18 protein-coding genes and 1 other RNA gene are annotated in these 15,586 nt (G+C 57.2%); 8 read left to right on the top strand and 11 right to left on the bottom strand.

All coding sequences use genetic code 11. From position 1 onward, the window contains the following. Positions 1–8 precede the first annotated feature (8 nt). The 11 genes from ACR0BZ_RS04095 to ACR0BZ_RS04045 form a co-directional block, all read right to left on the bottom strand. Positions 9–137 (bottom strand): hypothetical protein, encoded by a 129-nt coding sequence (locus tag ACR0BZ_RS04095; protein ID WP_267364732.1) that lies wholly within the window; start codon positions 135–137, stop codon positions 9–11. A 79-nt stretch (positions 138–216) separates the two neighbouring features. Further along, positions 217–1,569 (bottom strand): RIP metalloprotease RseP, encoded by a 1,353-nt coding sequence (rseP, locus tag ACR0BZ_RS04090; protein WP_480919526.1) that lies wholly within the window; start codon positions 1,567–1,569, stop codon positions 217–219. Between the two features lie 4 nt (positions 1,570–1,573). After that, positions 1,574–2,746: a 1-deoxy-D-xylulose-5-phosphate reductoisomerase gene (dxr, locus tag ACR0BZ_RS04085; RefSeq protein ID WP_480919525.1), complete on the bottom strand. Its 1,173-nt coding sequence runs from the start codon at positions 2,744–2,746 to the stop codon at positions 1,574–1,576. Further along, positions 2,746–3,528: a phosphatidate cytidylyltransferase gene (locus ACR0BZ_RS04080; protein WP_480919524.1), complete on the bottom strand. Its 783-nt coding sequence runs from the start codon at positions 3,526–3,528 to the stop codon at positions 2,746–2,748. Before ACR0BZ_RS04080 ends, dxr begins: the two co-directional genes overlap by 1 nt. Continuing rightward, positions 3,525–4,256 (bottom strand): isoprenyl transferase, encoded by a 732-nt coding sequence (locus ACR0BZ_RS04075; RefSeq protein ID WP_480919523.1) that lies wholly within the window; start codon positions 4,254–4,256, stop codon positions 3,525–3,527. Before ACR0BZ_RS04075 ends, ACR0BZ_RS04080 begins: the two co-directional genes overlap by 4 nt. A 9-nt stretch (positions 4,257–4,265) precedes the next feature. Beyond that, on the bottom strand, positions 4,266–4,829 hold the full coding sequence (frr, locus tag ACR0BZ_RS04070; RefSeq protein ID WP_480481034.1) for a ribosome recycling factor: 564 nt from the start codon (positions 4,827–4,829) through the stop codon (positions 4,266–4,268). A gap of 181 nt (positions 4,830–5,010) precedes the next feature. Beyond that, complete coding sequence (gene acuI, locus ACR0BZ_RS04065; RefSeq protein WP_480919522.1) at positions 5,011–6,006, bottom strand: acryloyl-CoA reductase; 996 nt, start codon at positions 6,004–6,006, stop codon at positions 5,011–5,013. Between the two features lie 104 nt (positions 6,007–6,110). Beyond that, positions 6,111–7,214 carry a dimethylsulfoniopropionate demethylase gene (locus ACR0BZ_RS04060; protein ID WP_480919521.1) on the bottom strand — a complete coding sequence of 368 codons (1,104 nt, stop codon included), beginning with the start codon at positions 7,212–7,214 and terminating at the stop codon, positions 6,111–6,113. Beyond that, positions 7,215–7,349 (bottom strand): DinB family protein, encoded by a 135-nt coding sequence (locus ACR0BZ_RS04055; protein WP_480564860.1) that lies wholly within the window; start codon positions 7,347–7,349, stop codon positions 7,215–7,217. It abuts the gene before it with no gap. Positions 7,350–7,503: 154 nt separating this feature from the next. Beyond that, positions 7,504–8,208, bottom strand: coding sequence for a DUF1326 domain-containing protein (locus ACR0BZ_RS04050; protein WP_209596177.1), 705 nt, complete (start codon positions 8,206–8,208; stop codon positions 7,504–7,506). A 4-nt stretch (positions 8,209–8,212) separates the two neighbouring features. Further along, complete coding sequence (locus ACR0BZ_RS04045; protein ID WP_480545815.1) at positions 8,213–8,977, bottom strand: DUF2182 domain-containing protein; 765 nt, start codon at positions 8,975–8,977, stop codon at positions 8,213–8,215. A 115-nt stretch (positions 8,978–9,092) separates the two neighbouring features. Here ACR0BZ_RS04045 and ACR0BZ_RS04040 point away from each other — a divergent pair, with 115 nt between their 5' ends. The 8 genes from ACR0BZ_RS04040 to chrA all read left to right on the top strand — a co-directional run bounded on the left by ACR0BZ_RS04040 (position 9,093) and on the right by chrA (position 15,544). After that, positions 9,093–9,824 (top strand): FadR/GntR family transcriptional regulator, encoded by a 732-nt coding sequence (locus ACR0BZ_RS04040; protein ID WP_480564863.1) that lies wholly within the window; start codon positions 9,093–9,095, stop codon positions 9,822–9,824. 115 nt (positions 9,825–9,939) lie between these two features. Next, the gene (locus ACR0BZ_RS04035; protein WP_480919520.1) at positions 9,940–11,340 is read left to right on the top strand and encodes a selenium-binding protein SBP56-related protein; all 1,401 of its coding nucleotides are present in this window, start codon (positions 9,940–9,942) and stop codon (positions 11,338–11,340) included. 13 nt (positions 11,341–11,353) lie between these two features. After that, positions 11,354–12,004 carry a hypothetical protein gene (locus ACR0BZ_RS04030; protein ID WP_480485707.1) on the top strand — a complete coding sequence of 217 codons (651 nt, stop codon included), beginning with the start codon at positions 11,354–11,356 and terminating at the stop codon, positions 12,002–12,004. A 65-nt stretch (positions 12,005–12,069) separates the two neighbouring features. Beyond that, positions 12,070–12,432: a DUF4345 family protein gene (locus ACR0BZ_RS04025; protein ID WP_480919519.1), complete on the top strand. Its 363-nt coding sequence runs from the start codon at positions 12,070–12,072 to the stop codon at positions 12,430–12,432. A gap of 36 nt (positions 12,433–12,468) precedes the next feature. Continuing rightward, positions 12,469–12,815, top strand: a transfer-messenger RNA (tmRNA) gene (gene ssrA, locus ACR0BZ_RS04020). A gap of 100 nt (positions 12,816–12,915) precedes the next feature. Further along, positions 12,916–13,347: an ester cyclase gene (locus ACR0BZ_RS04015; RefSeq protein WP_267364373.1), complete on the top strand. Its 432-nt coding sequence runs from the start codon at positions 12,916–12,918 to the stop codon at positions 13,345–13,347. Between the two features lie 131 nt (positions 13,348–13,478). Further along, a complete protein-coding gene (locus ACR0BZ_RS04010) occupies positions 13,479–14,294 on the top strand; it encodes a chromate resistance protein ChrB domain-containing protein (protein ID WP_480919518.1) in 816 nt (271 codons plus the stop codon). Beyond that, positions 14,291–15,544, top strand: coding sequence for a chromate efflux transporter (chrA, locus tag ACR0BZ_RS04005; protein WP_480919517.1), 1,254 nt, complete (start codon positions 14,291–14,293; stop codon positions 15,542–15,544). Before ACR0BZ_RS04010 ends, chrA begins: the two co-directional genes overlap by 4 nt. Positions 15,545–15,586 lie beyond the last annotated feature (42 nt).

Genomic DNA, 15,586 nt, shown 5'->3' with positions numbered 1-15,586 from the left:
CCCGAGAATCACATTCCCGCCAGATAGGCGGCCCCAGCCATCGCCAACGCTGTAACGGCAAAACTCAGCATAACATCCCAATTCAACATGAACAGGAAGCTAAAGCTTTGATACGATTTTTTCAGCGTTTTGGACATGACTGTTCCCTTTAGACGGGAATACAGTAACGTCGAAATATGGCGGGAATGCGGCTGGAATTTGCTCCAGCCGCCACATTCAGCAGAACAGGTCGTTGCTGACCGAAAACAGCATCAGCGTCAGGATGATCGCAATTCCAATGCCCATGAGCACACGCAACGCCCGGTCGCTGGGTGGTTTCCCTGCGATGGCCTCGTAGGCGTAGAAGACCAGATGCCCACCATCCAATGCAGGAATGGGAAACAGGTTCAACAACCCGACCGCCGTCGACAGGACAGCGATGAAAAAGATAAAGTTCTGCGCCCCCTGGCTGGCCATTGCCCCCGAGGTTTCGGCAATTCCGATTGGCCCTGAGATGTTGCAGGTACTGATTGCGCCCGTCACCATGTGCCACATGCCGGACAAGGACCCTTCGATGATGCGACCAGTCTGGATGACACCGCCCCAAAAGGAATCGAAAAGCCCGGCCGGTACGGTTGCCGGCTCCAGCATCATGCCACCGACGATTCCAATGCGCCAATGCGTGACAAAGCCACCATCAGGCTGGGGCTCATCCGTGCGCCGCGGCGCAAGGGCAAATTCCAACTCGGACCCATCCCGCCAGACCTCAAGCAGTAAGACGCGACCGTCCGATCCTTCGACATGATCCTTTAGCTGATCGAAAGCAAAGATCGGTTCACCGTTGACCGAGGTGATGACGTCCCCTTGCTTAAGCTGGATATCCATCGCCGCGCTGCGCGGGGCAACCTGACGGATCAGCGGCGGGAACATCCATGGGGCCTGAACCTCAAGGGGTTCACCATCCCGGATCACAGAATAATCCAGAACCGGTTGAACAGGCAGGTCGTCGATAAACTCCTTCCATGCGACTTCTTCGTCATAGTCCGGTGTCGGACGACCGGCGATAGCCGTGATCACATCGCCTTCGCGTAACTCCTGCACGGTGCCCGCCAAAGGCTGCAACGCGCCAACGGTCAGGGGTTCGCGCGAAACGCCCTGCGACCAGAAGATCAGGCCAAAAACGAGAATTGACATAGCAAAGTTAAAGGCCGGGCCAGCGGCAACAGTGGCGGCTCGTGCCCATAGCGGGGCGCCGTGCATGGTGCGGCGCAATTCCTCAGGATTTTGGATCGCGATGTCTTCCATCGCCTCTTCATCCTTGCCCGAGGCCGCATTGGCATCGCCCAGAAATTTCACGTATCCACCAAAAGGCAACGCTGCGATCTGCCACTTGGTTCCGCGCTTATCCTTGCGGCTCCAAAGCACCGGCCCAAACCCGAGCGAAAAGACTTCGGCATGGATACCAGACCACCGGCCCACAATGTAATGGCCATATTCATGCACGGCCACAATGACCGACAGCGCAATAACAAAGGCAACAATCGTCCACAGCAGATTGCCGAATTGCGGGATCAGCGAAAGTACGTCCAAATTTCTATCCTGCTCGTTCCATCACAGTGTTATCGACCCACTGACGTGCCAGATGGTCGGTTAGCTGCACGTTATCAAGTGTCATCGGGGCATCAATAAGGCCGCCCGTTGCGTCAAACCTGTCCAATACGGCAGAAACGGCATCCGCCATATCAAGAAAGCCGATCCGGCCCGCAATGAAGTGATCCAGCGCGCGTTCCTTGGCGGCATTGAATATTGCGCCAGCCAGCCCACCACGCTGCATCACGTCCCAGGCGAGTTTCAGGGCTGGATAGCGTGTCAGATCCGGTTCGTTAAAGCGCAGCTGTCCCAGCTTTGCCAGGTCCAGCCGCTGAACCGGCAGCTCCTGCCTGTCGGGCCAGTGCAACGCATACCCAATGGCGTGGCGCATATCGGGGGCGCCCATATGTGCCATCATCGCGCCATCCCGAAACCCGACCATTGCATGGACAATGGATTCGGGATGAACCAAAACTTCGATCTGGTCCGGGGAAACTCCGAAATATTCTTTTGTTTCTATAACTTCCAGCGCCTTGTTGAACATCGAGGCACTGTCGATCGTGATCCGCTGGCCCATATCCCAATTCGGATGGCTGGACGCTTGTTCGACGGTGGCATTTGCCAGATCTTTCAGCGGCCAATCGCGGAACGCTCCGCCACTTGCGGTGATAATCACCCTCTCGACAGCGTCGATATCTTCACCAACCAATGCCTGAAACACCGCCGAATGTTCACTGTCGACAGGAAGCAAACGCGCGCCATGGTTTTTTGCAGTGTCCAGAACCAATGATCCTGCGCAGACCAATGTTTCCTTGTTGGCCAAGGCCAGTGTTGTCCCTTGTTTCAGGGTTTCGATCCCAGGCGCAAGGCCCGCTGCTCCGACGATGGCTGACATGACCCAATCCGCCGGGCGCGCTGCGGCCTCGGCGATCGCACGCGCCCCGGCCGCCGCTTCGACCCCACTGCCCGACAGGGCGGCGCGCAGGTCCTCCAACCTGTCTTCATGTGCCGTGACAGCCAGATCGGCACGCAACCGACGAGCGTCATCAGCAAGTTGTCGAACATTTGCGCCGCCGGTAAGGGCCACCACATCATAGTCTTCGGGTTTACGCGAAATCAGATCAAGCGTGTTTTGCCCGATCGAACCCGTGGCCCCAAGAACGGAAATCCGTCGCATTACATCTCACCCGGCGTGTACAGAAGCCCTGCCATCAGAACAAACACCGCAGCCCCCATCATGCCGTCGAACCGATCCAGAAAGCCGCCATGGCCGGGGATCAGATTTGAACTGTCCTTGACCCCGAATTTACGTTTGATCGCGCTTTCGATTATGTCACCCGCCTGACTGGCCATTGATGCAAGAACGGAAACAACAACAAAGGCAAACCCGAAACCCGCGTGGCTTGCAAAGGCGATACCGACACAGGCCGCGGCAGCCCATCCGCCTGCCGTTCCCGACCATGTTTTCTTAGGGCTGACCTTTGGCCAGAACTTGGGTCCACCGACCATTTTACCCACAAAATAGCCCGCCACATCGGTGGCAACCACCACCGCGATCAGCCAGACCATCCAGCCAAAACCCGAGTTTTCGCGAATGGAAATGAAACCCAGACCAGCCGCAACAATCCAGACCGCGAACATTCCGTACAAGGGTTTCGAACGGCTGATCTGTCCCATGCCCACCAAAGCTGGCGCAAGCACGACCGGGAGCGTGTATAGCGCCGGCAGGTGGTAGCTGAGGATAACCGCAAACGCAGTCAGAACGCCCAACTGGACGGCCACACCCTGGCTTTCAGGGTCAATCATCCGAACCAGTTCCCAGGTCATCAGGCCACAAGCGGCCGCAATGAAGACCTCGAACCAGAGACCGCCAAGCCAGACTTCGATGGCCCCTATTGCAACCAGAATGGCGGCAGAAAGGACCCGGCTCGTCAGATCAGACCACCGGCCATCACTCATGCCAGAACCGCCCCGTACCGACGCTCTCTGGCCCCATAGTTGCGACAAAGCCGTTCGAGTTCTGCGGCGGTGAAATCCGGCCACAAGGTATCTATGAATTCGTACTCGGAATAGGCGGACTGCCACAGCAGAAAGTTCGAAATCCGTGCTTCTCCACTGGTGCGAATGACAAGGTCAGGATCCGGAAGAACGCGTGTATCCAGATACTTAGGTAACGTTTCTTCATCCACATCATCGGGTTTAAGCCGCCCGTCGGCCACATCCCGCGCAAGACGTTTGGTCGCGCGCGCCACCTCGTCCCGACCGCCATAGTTCAGGGCGACCGTCAGATGAACAAGGTCGTTGTCCTTGGTTTCCTCTTCCAGTGAATCCATCAATTCGGTCAGTTTCGAATCCAACCTTACCCGATCACCTATGAACCGAACCCGGATGCCATTGTCCGCCAGGGTCCGTGTCTCCTTGATGATGTAGCGCCGAAACAGGCTCATCAACCCGGCCACCTCAACCTGCGTTCGCTTCCAGTTCTCGGTCGAGAATGCAAATACAGTCAGGTACTTGATCCCCAGATGCGGGCAGGCCTCGACAACCTCGCGAACACGCCGCGCACCGGCATGGTGCCCAAACAACCTGGGGCGACCACGCGCCTGCGCCCAACGGCCATTGCCATCCATGATGATAGCGACGTGGCGCGGGCCGCAGACCGGATCGGTTTGGGGATCTTTCGGCATCAGACCAGATCAGACCTGCATGATTTCAGTTTGCTTGGTTTCAAGCGCCGCATCGACCGCCTTGATCATCGCATCCGTGAGATCCTGCACTTCGCTTTCCCAAAGCTTCTGGTCGTCTTCAGACATACCATCCGCTTTTGCCTTCTTGATCTGATCCATGCCGTCCCGGCGCACATTGCGGATCGCGATCCGGGCGCTTTCCGCATATTGGCCAGCGACCTTGCCCAGTTCACGGCGACGCTCTTCGTTCAACTCGGGAATCGGCAGCATGATGATGGTGCCGTTCAGCTGCGGGTTGATGCCAAGGCCGCTTTCACGAATGGCCTTTTCAACCTTCCCGACCAATGACTTATCCCACACATTTATAGTGACCATGCGGGGCTCAGGCACGTTGACGGTGCCCACCTGGTTGATCGGTGTCATCGAGCCATACGCGTCGACCATGACAGGTTCCAGCATCGAGGCCGAGGCGCGCCCGGTTCTCAGCGAGGCAAATTCGGTTCTCAGATTGGCCATTGCGCCATCCATACGGCGTTTCAGGTCATCGGTGTCCAGTTCGAAGTCGTCAGACATGCTGCTCACTCCCCGTATTCAGGTACTCTTTGGATGGGTCTTACGCCATCACATTTGGGATGTATAGCAATCATGAGGCGGTTTTGTACCAATGGCCAGAGGTGTTGCGATCATTTTGTACCAAACGCGCCTGCGCAAAACCCGACACGGCGTCGTATCGGGTTTAGGCTGTCAACTGCGCTCAGGCATTCACATCGACAACAACGCGCCCTTTGACCTGCCCTTTCAGGATATCGGCACCCAGTTGCGGAAGGTCGGACAAGGCCGCTGGTTGAACCATCGACTCAAGCTTGTCCATCGGCAGGTCGGTGGCAATCCTTTTCCAGGCACGAACCCGGTTTTCATAAGGCTGCATCACACTGTCGATGCCAAGAAGGTTCACGCCGCGCAACAGGAAGGGAATCACCGTTGCAGGCAGCGCCGCGCCACCCGCCAGACCCACGGCCGCAACCGAACAGCCGTATTTCATTTGCCCAAGCACACGCGCCAGCATCGCACCGCCCACGGCATCCACGCAGCCCGCCCAGGTTTCACTTTCCAGCGGGCGCTTGGTTGTCTCATTCAGCTCATCGCGGGGCACTATTGTCGTTGCGCCCAGCGATTTCAGATAATCGCCGGTTTCAGGTCGCCCGGTCACGGCGGCCACCTCATACCCGAGATGGCCCAGAATGGCAGTGGCCACAGACCCAACACCACCGGCCGCCCCGGTTACCAGAACTGGGCCGCGATCGGGGGTCAGCCCGTGATCCTCCAGCGCCATCACGGCCAGCATCGCGGTAAACCCGGCAGTCCCAACAGCCATCGCTTGCCGGGCGTCAAGCCCATCCGGCAGAGGCACAAGCCAGTCCGCTTTGGCACTGGCTTTCTGCGAATAACCACCCCAGTGCGCTTCACCTACCCGCCACCCGGTCAGAACGACCTTGTCACCGGGCTTGTAACGCGCGTCGTAAGATGCCTCGACGGTACCGGCATAATCAATTCCGGGGACATGCGGATACGCCCGCACCAAACCGCCCCCCTTGGGGGACAGACACAGACCGTCCTTGTAGTTCACTGTGGAATATTCAACCGCGACCGTGACGTCGCCATGCGGCAGATCATCCAGCGTAAGCTGCCTGACCGACGCGCTCGCCAAACCGCTTTCTTCGTCCTTGTCCATCACAAGTGCATTGAACATCTCTCAATTCCTTTCGTGTTTCTGTAACCGGCCCGTTGCTTCACCTGGCCCTAAATATCCCGGGGGAGTCGCGCAGCGACGGGGGCAGCGCCCCCAAATCCCCTTTAAATCCAGAAATGTGACTGCACGGTCGCGCGGCGCATTCCATCTGGTGTTTCCACGTCCAGCTCCGTTCCCGAATCCCAATGGCTCAGGCGTACCATGCCAATGGCGACGTTGGTGTTGAAATCGGGTGACCACGCGGCCGAGGTCACCTGCCCCACACGCTTGCTGTCCGCGTAAAGGCCCCATGGTCGGTCACAGCCCGGCACCGGATCGCCCGCAATGGCGACGGGGCGGATTTGCTGAACAGGCCCCTCCTTGGCCACGCGCAGCAACGCGTCCCTGCCGATACAGCCAATCGCGGTATGTGTATTGCAGAACTTGCCCAAACCGCACTCATGCGGGGTGTTGTCGTCGGTCATGTCATTGCCATAAGACAGCAGACCGCCTTCAATCCGTTCGATCAGGTTCGGGCACCCGGCGCGCACCTGCAAATCTTCCCCTGCTGCAAACAGAGCGTTCCACAGGGGCATGCCGATATCGCTGCCTTCCACATAAATCTCGAACCCGCCTTGTTTGGAATAACCCGATCGCGCCACAGCCAGATCGCGACCTTCAAACTGGAACATATCGAATTTGAAGAACCGGATGTCGCGCACCCGGTCGCCAAAGACACGCGCCATCAGATCGTCGGCTTTGGGACCCTGAACAGCAAGAGGTGACACATCCGGTTCGTCCACCAGCACATCCAGACGATATCCAACGGCGATTCCCTTGACCCACAACAACAGATCGCTGTCAGCGATTGAAATCCACCAGCGGTCTTCGGACAGTTTTACCGCAACCGGGTCATTCAGCATACCGCCGGTTTCATCCACGATGGGGACATAGAAACATTGCCACGGCAACATCCCCCGCAAATCGCGCGGGGTCAGCATCTGCATCAGGCGCGCGGCGTCCGGTCCGCGTAGCTCGATCTGCCGCTCGCATGCGACATCCCAGACCTGCACGTGGGATTTCAGGTGCCGGTAATCGGCTTGGACGCTTTCGAAGACCGTGGGCAACAGCATACGGTTATAAACCGTGTATCCTTTGACCCCTGCGGCCTCGACCCCTTCTGAAAACGGTGTGCGCCGCAAGCGGCGAGAGGCGGAAATCTGCGGCATTCAAACCTCCTTGGGCATAAAAATGATATCGCTGACGGGCGCTTGCGACCCAACTTCGGTCAGCATCTTGCGCATTTGACCCCGGTGGTGGGTCTGATGGTTGAAGAAATGGATCACATAGTTTTCGTAAGGCATTGTGACATCGACCTCTTTTACGACTAAGCAACAGGTGATTGGCCCGATAAACAGGTCAGTTCCTGATGCGACAGCTAATGCAGAAACGCGGCCAACTGCGAGTTTTGCCAGTGTTTTTGGCGCGCCACATCTTGCGCAAACGCGCCTGTGATCATCATTTGGGCCCGTGCCAATCAATCGGGCAAATCTCAGCGGACTTGCCACCAAAATCCCAAACGCGACCGTAGTCGCGCACTTTCGATTTGGTGCCGCGCGCCACGATGATGTCCGGTCCCATCCAGTATTTTGAGTTTGAAACCATCACGGGATGCTCGGGGTCTTTGCCCGCCAACATCTCGATCTCACCCTGAATCTTGCGACCGATCATGATGCGGCGTTTGGTGCCGTCGCGCTCGATCTGAACCGGCGCCCGTTCGGCCCCGATGATTTCACTGACGAGCATGGTGAACAGACCGGTGGTGCCGCCCGCCTGCCCGCTGAAGATTTGCAGCAGCCCGTTGTAGGCTTTGCCGCTGGCGCGTTCATCTACGTAAGCCGCCACTTTCCACTGGCCTTCGCCCATCCGTCCGGGAATATCGACCAGCAGGCCGACATTCAGACCCGACAGGTCCTCGCCCTCGTAATGGCCCTCATCAACGATAATACCCATCCAGGCATGACAATGCCCTTCGGTCGGAGGGTGCGCGCCCAGTGAAACGACGCAGGGACAGAACACATCGCACGAGCAGTTCAGGATCAACTCCCCCTTGATGGCCCAGTCCGTCGGGCTCATCTCGCGCCGTTTGGGATTAGGCATACGGCTGTCGATACGCTGGCTGACGGGCAACCGGTCGGCATCTGGTTTTCTGTTCTTAGCCATTGGCTTATCCTCCGTAGCTAATAGGGTAGACGAGCAGGAAAAGACCGCCCGCAATCAATGCAACTCCCACCGGTCGGGTTACAGCATGCCCGATCTGGGGAAGTTTTTCCAAAACCATGAACAGGGTCGCAAGACCCATCCACAACAGGCTCATGACGCCGCCCACAAAACCCAGCGCCATGAAACCCCAGCAGCATCCGACGCAGAAGGCACCAAGGCCTAGCCCCATGCGAACACCGCCCGCAAATCCGGTTTTCCAATGGCCCAGGAAATAGGTCATCGGGGCGTGGCACACGCCATGGCAGACCTCTTTGGCGCGCGAGAACTGAAACGCGCCAACCGCGATCATCAACCCGCCCGCAACCCAGCCGGATCTGGCAATGCCCAGCATGTCGATCACGCCACCAAACAGCAAAGCCAGTTGCGTTCCCGCGATCACAGCCGCAAACCCGACCCAAACCAAGGAATACCCTGCAAGCACACCCAGCCACCCGGCACGGGTGCCATTGGCACTGCGGATCAGGTCGTCATAACTGCGCAGGGTTGGCACAAGCGTCGGCAGCATCATGGCGGCCATCATGATCGCCCACATCCAGAACAGCGTGCCAAACTCGGCCATCGGCATGTACATGTCCATGCGCGGGTCCATCGCAGCCATCGCCTGCCCCATAGGCCCCGGACGACCGATCAGGTCCAGGTCCATGTCGCGGCCCATCGCGAACATGACCCACCATGCCCACAGGATCAGGACATAAAAGCCCAGCCACATTCCGCTGCGCAGCCAAGTACGACTCACTTCGGCCTCCCGACTCAACTCTCTTGCTTTTCAAATGTCAGACTTTTAAATGTCAGACAAATAAAAATTTGCTCAGGGTCTTCTGAACATGAAAACCGCGCCTCGGAAAACCGCCGACCTGTCTGCCCAGATTGCACATGCCATCCGGGACGCGATTGTCTCAGGCGAGTTGATCGTGGATGCACGCCTGCCCTCGGAAGCGGAACTTTCCGAGCAATTTCAAGTTTCGCGCCCAACGGTGCGTGAGGCTTTGAAACGACTGGCGGCGCAATCCCTGATCCGCACACAGCGTGGCGCAACCGGAGGTGCGTTCGTAAACCGTCTGAGTTTCGAAGATGCCTATTCGCAGCAGATCACGACCTCGACCCTGCTGCTGTCGATGAACGCTGTCAGCTTTGATACGGCCTGCGAGGCCCGCTATGCGCTGGAGCGGGCCTGTGCCCCCCTGTCTGCCCAGAGACGAACAGCGGATCAGCTTGCCACGATGCGGGCGGAAATCTTTCGCCAGTCCCAGCCCGGTCTGACGGATGAGGCGTTTTGTGCATCAGACGTCACCTTCCACAGGGCCTTGGTGGACGGGGCCGACAACCCGGTCCTGTCCTATCAACTGGCTGGCGCGGTCGAGGCGATGCAGCCTTTGATGAACATGATTACCTTCACGGCACGTTCGCGCGAAGAAATCATCGCATTGCACACCAGAATTGCAGACGCGCTTGAGGCCAGAGACGCAGATACCGTCGACGCCACGCTGGTCGATCTGGAACATTACACACAGCAGCTGGCCCACGATGTGGCTGAACGCAAACGTAAACCGGCCTGAAGGCTTAAACGGAAACATACTTTAAAGGCAGAGGTCGAGCAGGCAGAATGTCATCCGGCATCAAGACCGGAACTCTCAATAAGAATTGAATGACAATGATTTACGGGAGGACGTTATGAACAAAAGACCGGACCCAACCTTTTATCCGTCGGCCAAGCTGGCGATGGAAGGCCCCGCTGAAACGCTTGCATTCACGCTGATGCTCAGCCCCGATTTTTCGCAACCCGACGGGCTGGCAGTTGTGAATGTCGATCCGACCTCGGCCGATTTCGGGAAGATCGTGCACCAGGTGATCATGCCCGAAAAAGGCGACGAGTTTCACCATTTCGGTTGGAATGCCTGTTCCTCGTCGCTGTCTCCGCTCAGCGGTCATGCCTTTCTGGAACGACGCTATCTGATTATCCCCGGCATCCGTTCCAGCCGGATATATATCATCGATGTAAAGAACCCGCTTGAGGCGAAGATTCATAAGATCATCGAGCCCGAGGAAGTCTTTGACAAAACAGGGTATTCACGACCGCACACGATCCATTGCGGGCCGGAAGGCATCTATGTCAGCACGCTGGGCGGCGGCGGCGCGGACGGCACCGATGGCCCTCCGGGTATTTTCATTATGGATTGTGAAACCTTCGAGATCATCGGGCGCTATGAGATCGAGCGCGGCGTGCAGGACAAGCACTATGATTTCTGGTGGAATCTGCCGCGCGATTACATGGTCAGTTCCGAATGGGGCCTTCCCCCGCAATTTGAAAACGGGCTGGTGGCCGAAGATCTGCTTTCGAACAAATACGGTCACCGCATCCATTTCTGGAACCTGCGCAACCGGACCAATATTCAAACCATCGATCTGGGCGAAAACCACCAGATGGCGCTGGAAATCCGGCCCGCGCATGACCCGGTCAAACAATACGGGTTCTGCGGCGTTGTCGTTGATACAACCAACCTGCAAGGCGCAATCTTTACGTGGTGGCGCAATGACGACGGCACGTTCGAAGCCAAGAAAACGATCACCATCGACCCGCAACCCGCTGATCCTGATGATCTTCCTGATCTTCTCAAGGGGTTTGCCGCTGTACCGCCACTGGTCACCGATATCGACCTGAGCCTGGATGACAAATACCTTTATGTCGCCTGCTGGGGCACCGGTGAGATGCATCAATATGATGTGTCCGATCCGATGAACCCGACCCTTGCCGGGAAGGTCGAAATCGGAGGGATTGTCAAAAAGACCAAACATCCGAACGGTCAGACCTTTGGCTATGGCCCGCAAATGGTCGAGATCAGCCGCGATGGTAAACGCGTCTATTGGACCAATTCGCTTTATTCCACGTGGGACGATCAGTTCTATCCCGAAGAAGGCGGTGCGGCCATGGTCAAGGCGGATGTCGGCTACAATGGCGGGCTGGTTTTGGATCCGAAGTTCTGGGTCGATTTTCCCAAAGGATATCGCAGCCACCAAATCCGGCTGGAGGGCGGAGATTGTTCAACCGACAGTTTCTGTTACCCTTCGGTCTGAATTGGAAATCCTGATGACATCAACGGCTGGCCTTTGGCTGGCCGTTGTTCTGAGCGGCGCGTATCACGGGCTGAACCCCGGGATGGGCTGGCCGCTGGCGGTTTCGTCAGCCCTGATGGAGCAGCGCCAATCCGCCCTGTGGCGCGCGCTGGCAGCTTTGGCCGGCGGGCATTTTGTTGCCATGCTGGGTGTCCTTCTGCCCTTTGCCCTGATGGCCGTTTTGGTCGATTATCAACGGGAAATCCGCATCGGGGCTGCGTTGATTGTCATCGCGATGGGGCTTTACATTGCGATCACCCGCCGTCACCCCCGTTTTCTGTCGCGCATACCGCCCAGCAAACTGGCGCTGTGGTCGTTTCTGGTGGCTCTTGCGCACGGGGCCGCCCTTATGCTGGTTCCGATCTATCTGGGTCTGTGCCAGTTGGATGAACTGGATGCCGGTCATCAGGCGATCTCCAAAATCATGACAACAAACGGTCTGCTGGTTCTGGGAGTTGCGGCCTTGCATACCGCCGCCATGGTTCTGGGCGGAGGGTTTCTGGCCTTCGCTGTTTATCGTTGGCTGGGGCTGCGTTTCCTGTCCCGCAGCTGGTTCAACCTGGAACTCATCTGGGCGCTCAGCCTTGTTTTAGTTGGTCTTTTGGGGCTGTGGTCGGCGGTTTAATCGCTTTCCTTTGGGCCGCAACACACTATCCTCAGGTGCTGATATTACAATTCAATGAGGCCCGGATGATCACGACCCTGAATGTCATTGCCGCGTTGCTGACAATCGGTTTTGGCCTGTTCGGCTTTCTGGCGCCAGTTCATACCGCCAACGCGCTGGATCTTGCGCCTACCAACAGCACCATGGGTCTGAGCGAGCTGCGCGCTTCGGTCGGAGGGCTGTTTGTGGTCTCGGGCATTGCTGTCATCTGGCTGAATGCTCCGATGGCCTACACGATGCTGGGCATTGTCTATGCCGGTGCCGCATTGGGCCGCTTCCTGTCACTGGCGCTGGATAACCCGCCTTTTTGGAAGGCAGCGACTTTTGGTGGAATCGAACTGGTTCTGGCGATATGGTTGATCGCCGCAAACTTCAATAGGGCCGCGTAACGCTCTGTAATTAAAGCTAACAAAGATGTGCAATCCGGGTTTGCATCCGCAGCTCTCCTCACCTATATATGAGGTGTCCTTCGGGACTATGGACATAAACGCGCTCGTAATAAGCGGATCGGACCCGGGGGCGGTACCCGGCGGCTCCACCAAAATCCTTCGTTTGAGGATCACGGGGCCGAAACAGGATCGACGAACGTCTAAAGGGGTAAGCTTTGTCTCGGCTGTCTGCCACCGTTACCGGCGAAAACAGTACAATTGCAAACGACAATCGTGCTCCGGTTGCAGTTGCTGCGTAAGCAGTAACAAGACCGAAACTTAAGTCCTTGCGCCTAGCCGCGTAAGGCGGGGTTCGCAGGTACCTGGCAACAGAAACCTGCACTCCCCCCCCAATATGTCTGATATTTATGCCGCCTTTGCGCAGATTCAGAGTTTGTTCATTCCTTTTTGCCATCGTGTTCGCAGTTGGACAGGAGCGTTGAGATGACGAATTCAGAGATACTCAGATCCTGGTATTCTGAGGTTTGGGAAAACGGAAACACCGAGGCAATCGATCAGTTCTTTGCGCCCGAAACCATGGCCGAGGGGCTGATCCCCGAAATGCAGGTGGGTGCAGACGATTTTCGGGACCTCGTAACGGCTTTTCGTCATGTCTTGGGGGATATCAAAGTGGATTTGCCCAAGATCATCGAGAATGGCGATTGGGTATCCGCCATCCTGCATGTGCAGACGTGCCGGGCCGATAATGGTGCCCCTTTGGAGGTGACCGGTCAGGTCATGGCCCGGTTCAAGGACAATAAGATGGTCGAAGCGTATAATCATTTCGATTTCATCTCGTTCTTTGAAGAGATGGGTCAGTTTCCCGCCGACACCCTTCCCGTGTGTATGACCGGTCAGCGGCTCGACTGGGCCTGACGGTTCAAAACGCAAACTTGACCCCCTACGTTCTTGCGCGGTAGCACTGATGCAGGGGGTCAGCTTGCGAACACCCCGTGAGGCGTCAGCCCAAGCTTCGCATGGATCCGAATGACTAAAGGAGACATGCTATGGCTGCTCTTAACGCCATCACACCGACCCAATTGAGCCGGTTAATCGGAACGCCTCGGGCGCCGATTCTGATCGATATACGCACCGATGCGGATTTCAGCGACGATCCGCGGTTGATTCCGGGGTCAATTCGCTGCCCGCACACGGAAATCGACGCGATGAGTCGTCTGATTGGCGACGACCCTTGTGTAATTATCTGCCACAAGGGAAAAAAGCTGAGCCAAGGGGTGTCGTCCTGGCTGCGCGGGATGGGCAAAAACGCCGAACATCTGGAAGGCGGGTTTGAAGGGTGGCACGAACAGCGCGAGGCGCCGTTGGTCCCCCAATCGATTTTGCCGGCGCGCATTGACGGCAGCACATTGTGGGTTACGCGTCAAAGGCCCAAAATTGACCGTATCGCCTGCCCGTGGCTGATCCGCCGGTTTGTTGATCGCAATGCACGGTTCCTTTTCGTCGCGTCGGAAGAAGTTCAGGGAGTCGCTGATCACTTTGGTGCCACCCCCTTTGACGTTCCGAATACATTTTGGACGCATCGGGACAGCGGCTGCACATTTGACACGATGATCCGGGCATTTGACCTGCGAACCGAGGCGCTTGAGCGTATGGCCCGGATCATTCGCGCTGCAGATACCGACCAGAATGATCTGGCCCCGGAAGCCGCTGGGTTGCTGGCGTTCTCGGTCGGTTTGTCCCGCCAGTATCGCGATGATCATGCTCAGCTTGAAGCCGGGTTGCACCTTTATGATGCCCTGTTCCGCTGGGCACGCGACGGGTTTGATGAAAAGCATGACTGGCCATCGGGTCATGGCGCATGAGAGCTACGGCACTGGACCTTTTCAAGGTATTCGGACGGATCGGCCTGTTGTCATTTGGGGGCCCGGCTGCCCAGATCTCGCTGATGCATCAAGAGTTGGTCGAGCGCAGGCCCTGGCTGGATGAACAGACCTATCTGCGTGCGCTTTCCTTGTGCATGTTGCTGCCCGGTCCCGAGGCAATGCAATTGGCGACCTACGCAGGCTGGCGCTTGCGCGGTGTCGCGGGCGGGCTGATTGCGGGCAGCCTGTTCGTTTTACCAGGGGCGTTTGTCATTACTGCCCTGGTTGCGCTTTATTCAGCATTTGGCGACGTTCCACTGGTGCAATCCGCATTTACCGGCATCAAGGCGACCGTCATCGTGATCGTCCTGCAAGCCCTGCGCAAGCTGTCAGGTAAGGCGCTGACGGATACGGAACATCGTGTCATCGCGGGCCTGTCGTTTCTGTCAATCTTTCTGTTCAACCTGCCCTTCCCGCTGATCATTCTGATCGCAGCCCTGTGGGGGTATTTGCGTTATAATGGATCCATTGTGGCAACCGCTGTTCAGGACACGCCGCACCTTGCCCGTTCGGCCCGGACGATAGCGGTCTGGTTGCCGCTTTGGCTGGGGCCGCTTGTTGCGTTAACACTCAGCGGCCATCAACTGCTCAGCGATCTGGGGTGGTTCTTTGCCCGTCTGGCTGTTGTGACCTTTGGCGGCGCCTATGCCGTTCTGGCCTATATGTCGCAAACGGTTGTGGATCAGTACCACTGGATCAGTGCAGACCAGATGATCGACGGATTGGGGCTGGCAGAAACCACCCCTGGGCCATTGATACTGGTTACACAGTTTGTCGCCATGCTGGCGGGACAGATCAACGGTGGATTCTCACTGGCGCTTGCTGCGGGCGCTGTTGCGCTATGGGCAACGTTTGTGCCCTGCTTTTTGTGGATTTTCCTGACGGCCCCTTACCTTGACCGTCTGGCCACACGTCCCCGCCTGTCTGCCGCCCTTCACGGTATCACCGCCGCTGTTGTCGGAGTGATTCTCAACCTTTCCGTGTGGTTTGCCCTGAATGTTCTTTTCGAATCGGTGCCAGACATGAATTTGGGTCCGGCGGCAATACCCGTGCCCCAAGTGTCTTCGCTCGACATCCCGGCGCTTGCGTTAACCTTTATTGCTGGAATATTGATATTTCGACTAAAATTGGGGATCGGAAAAGTGTTGGTTCTGATGTCACTGGCAGGGCTGGTTGCGCATAATATCTGATCAATCCGATCATACCTGCCCTTTCGTTTCCGAACAAAACCC

This window comes from Ruegeria sp. P8, assembly GCF_056534665.1.
The sequence above is the reverse complement of the archived record's forward strand: the minus strand, read 5'-3'. Positions and strand labels throughout refer to the sequence as shown.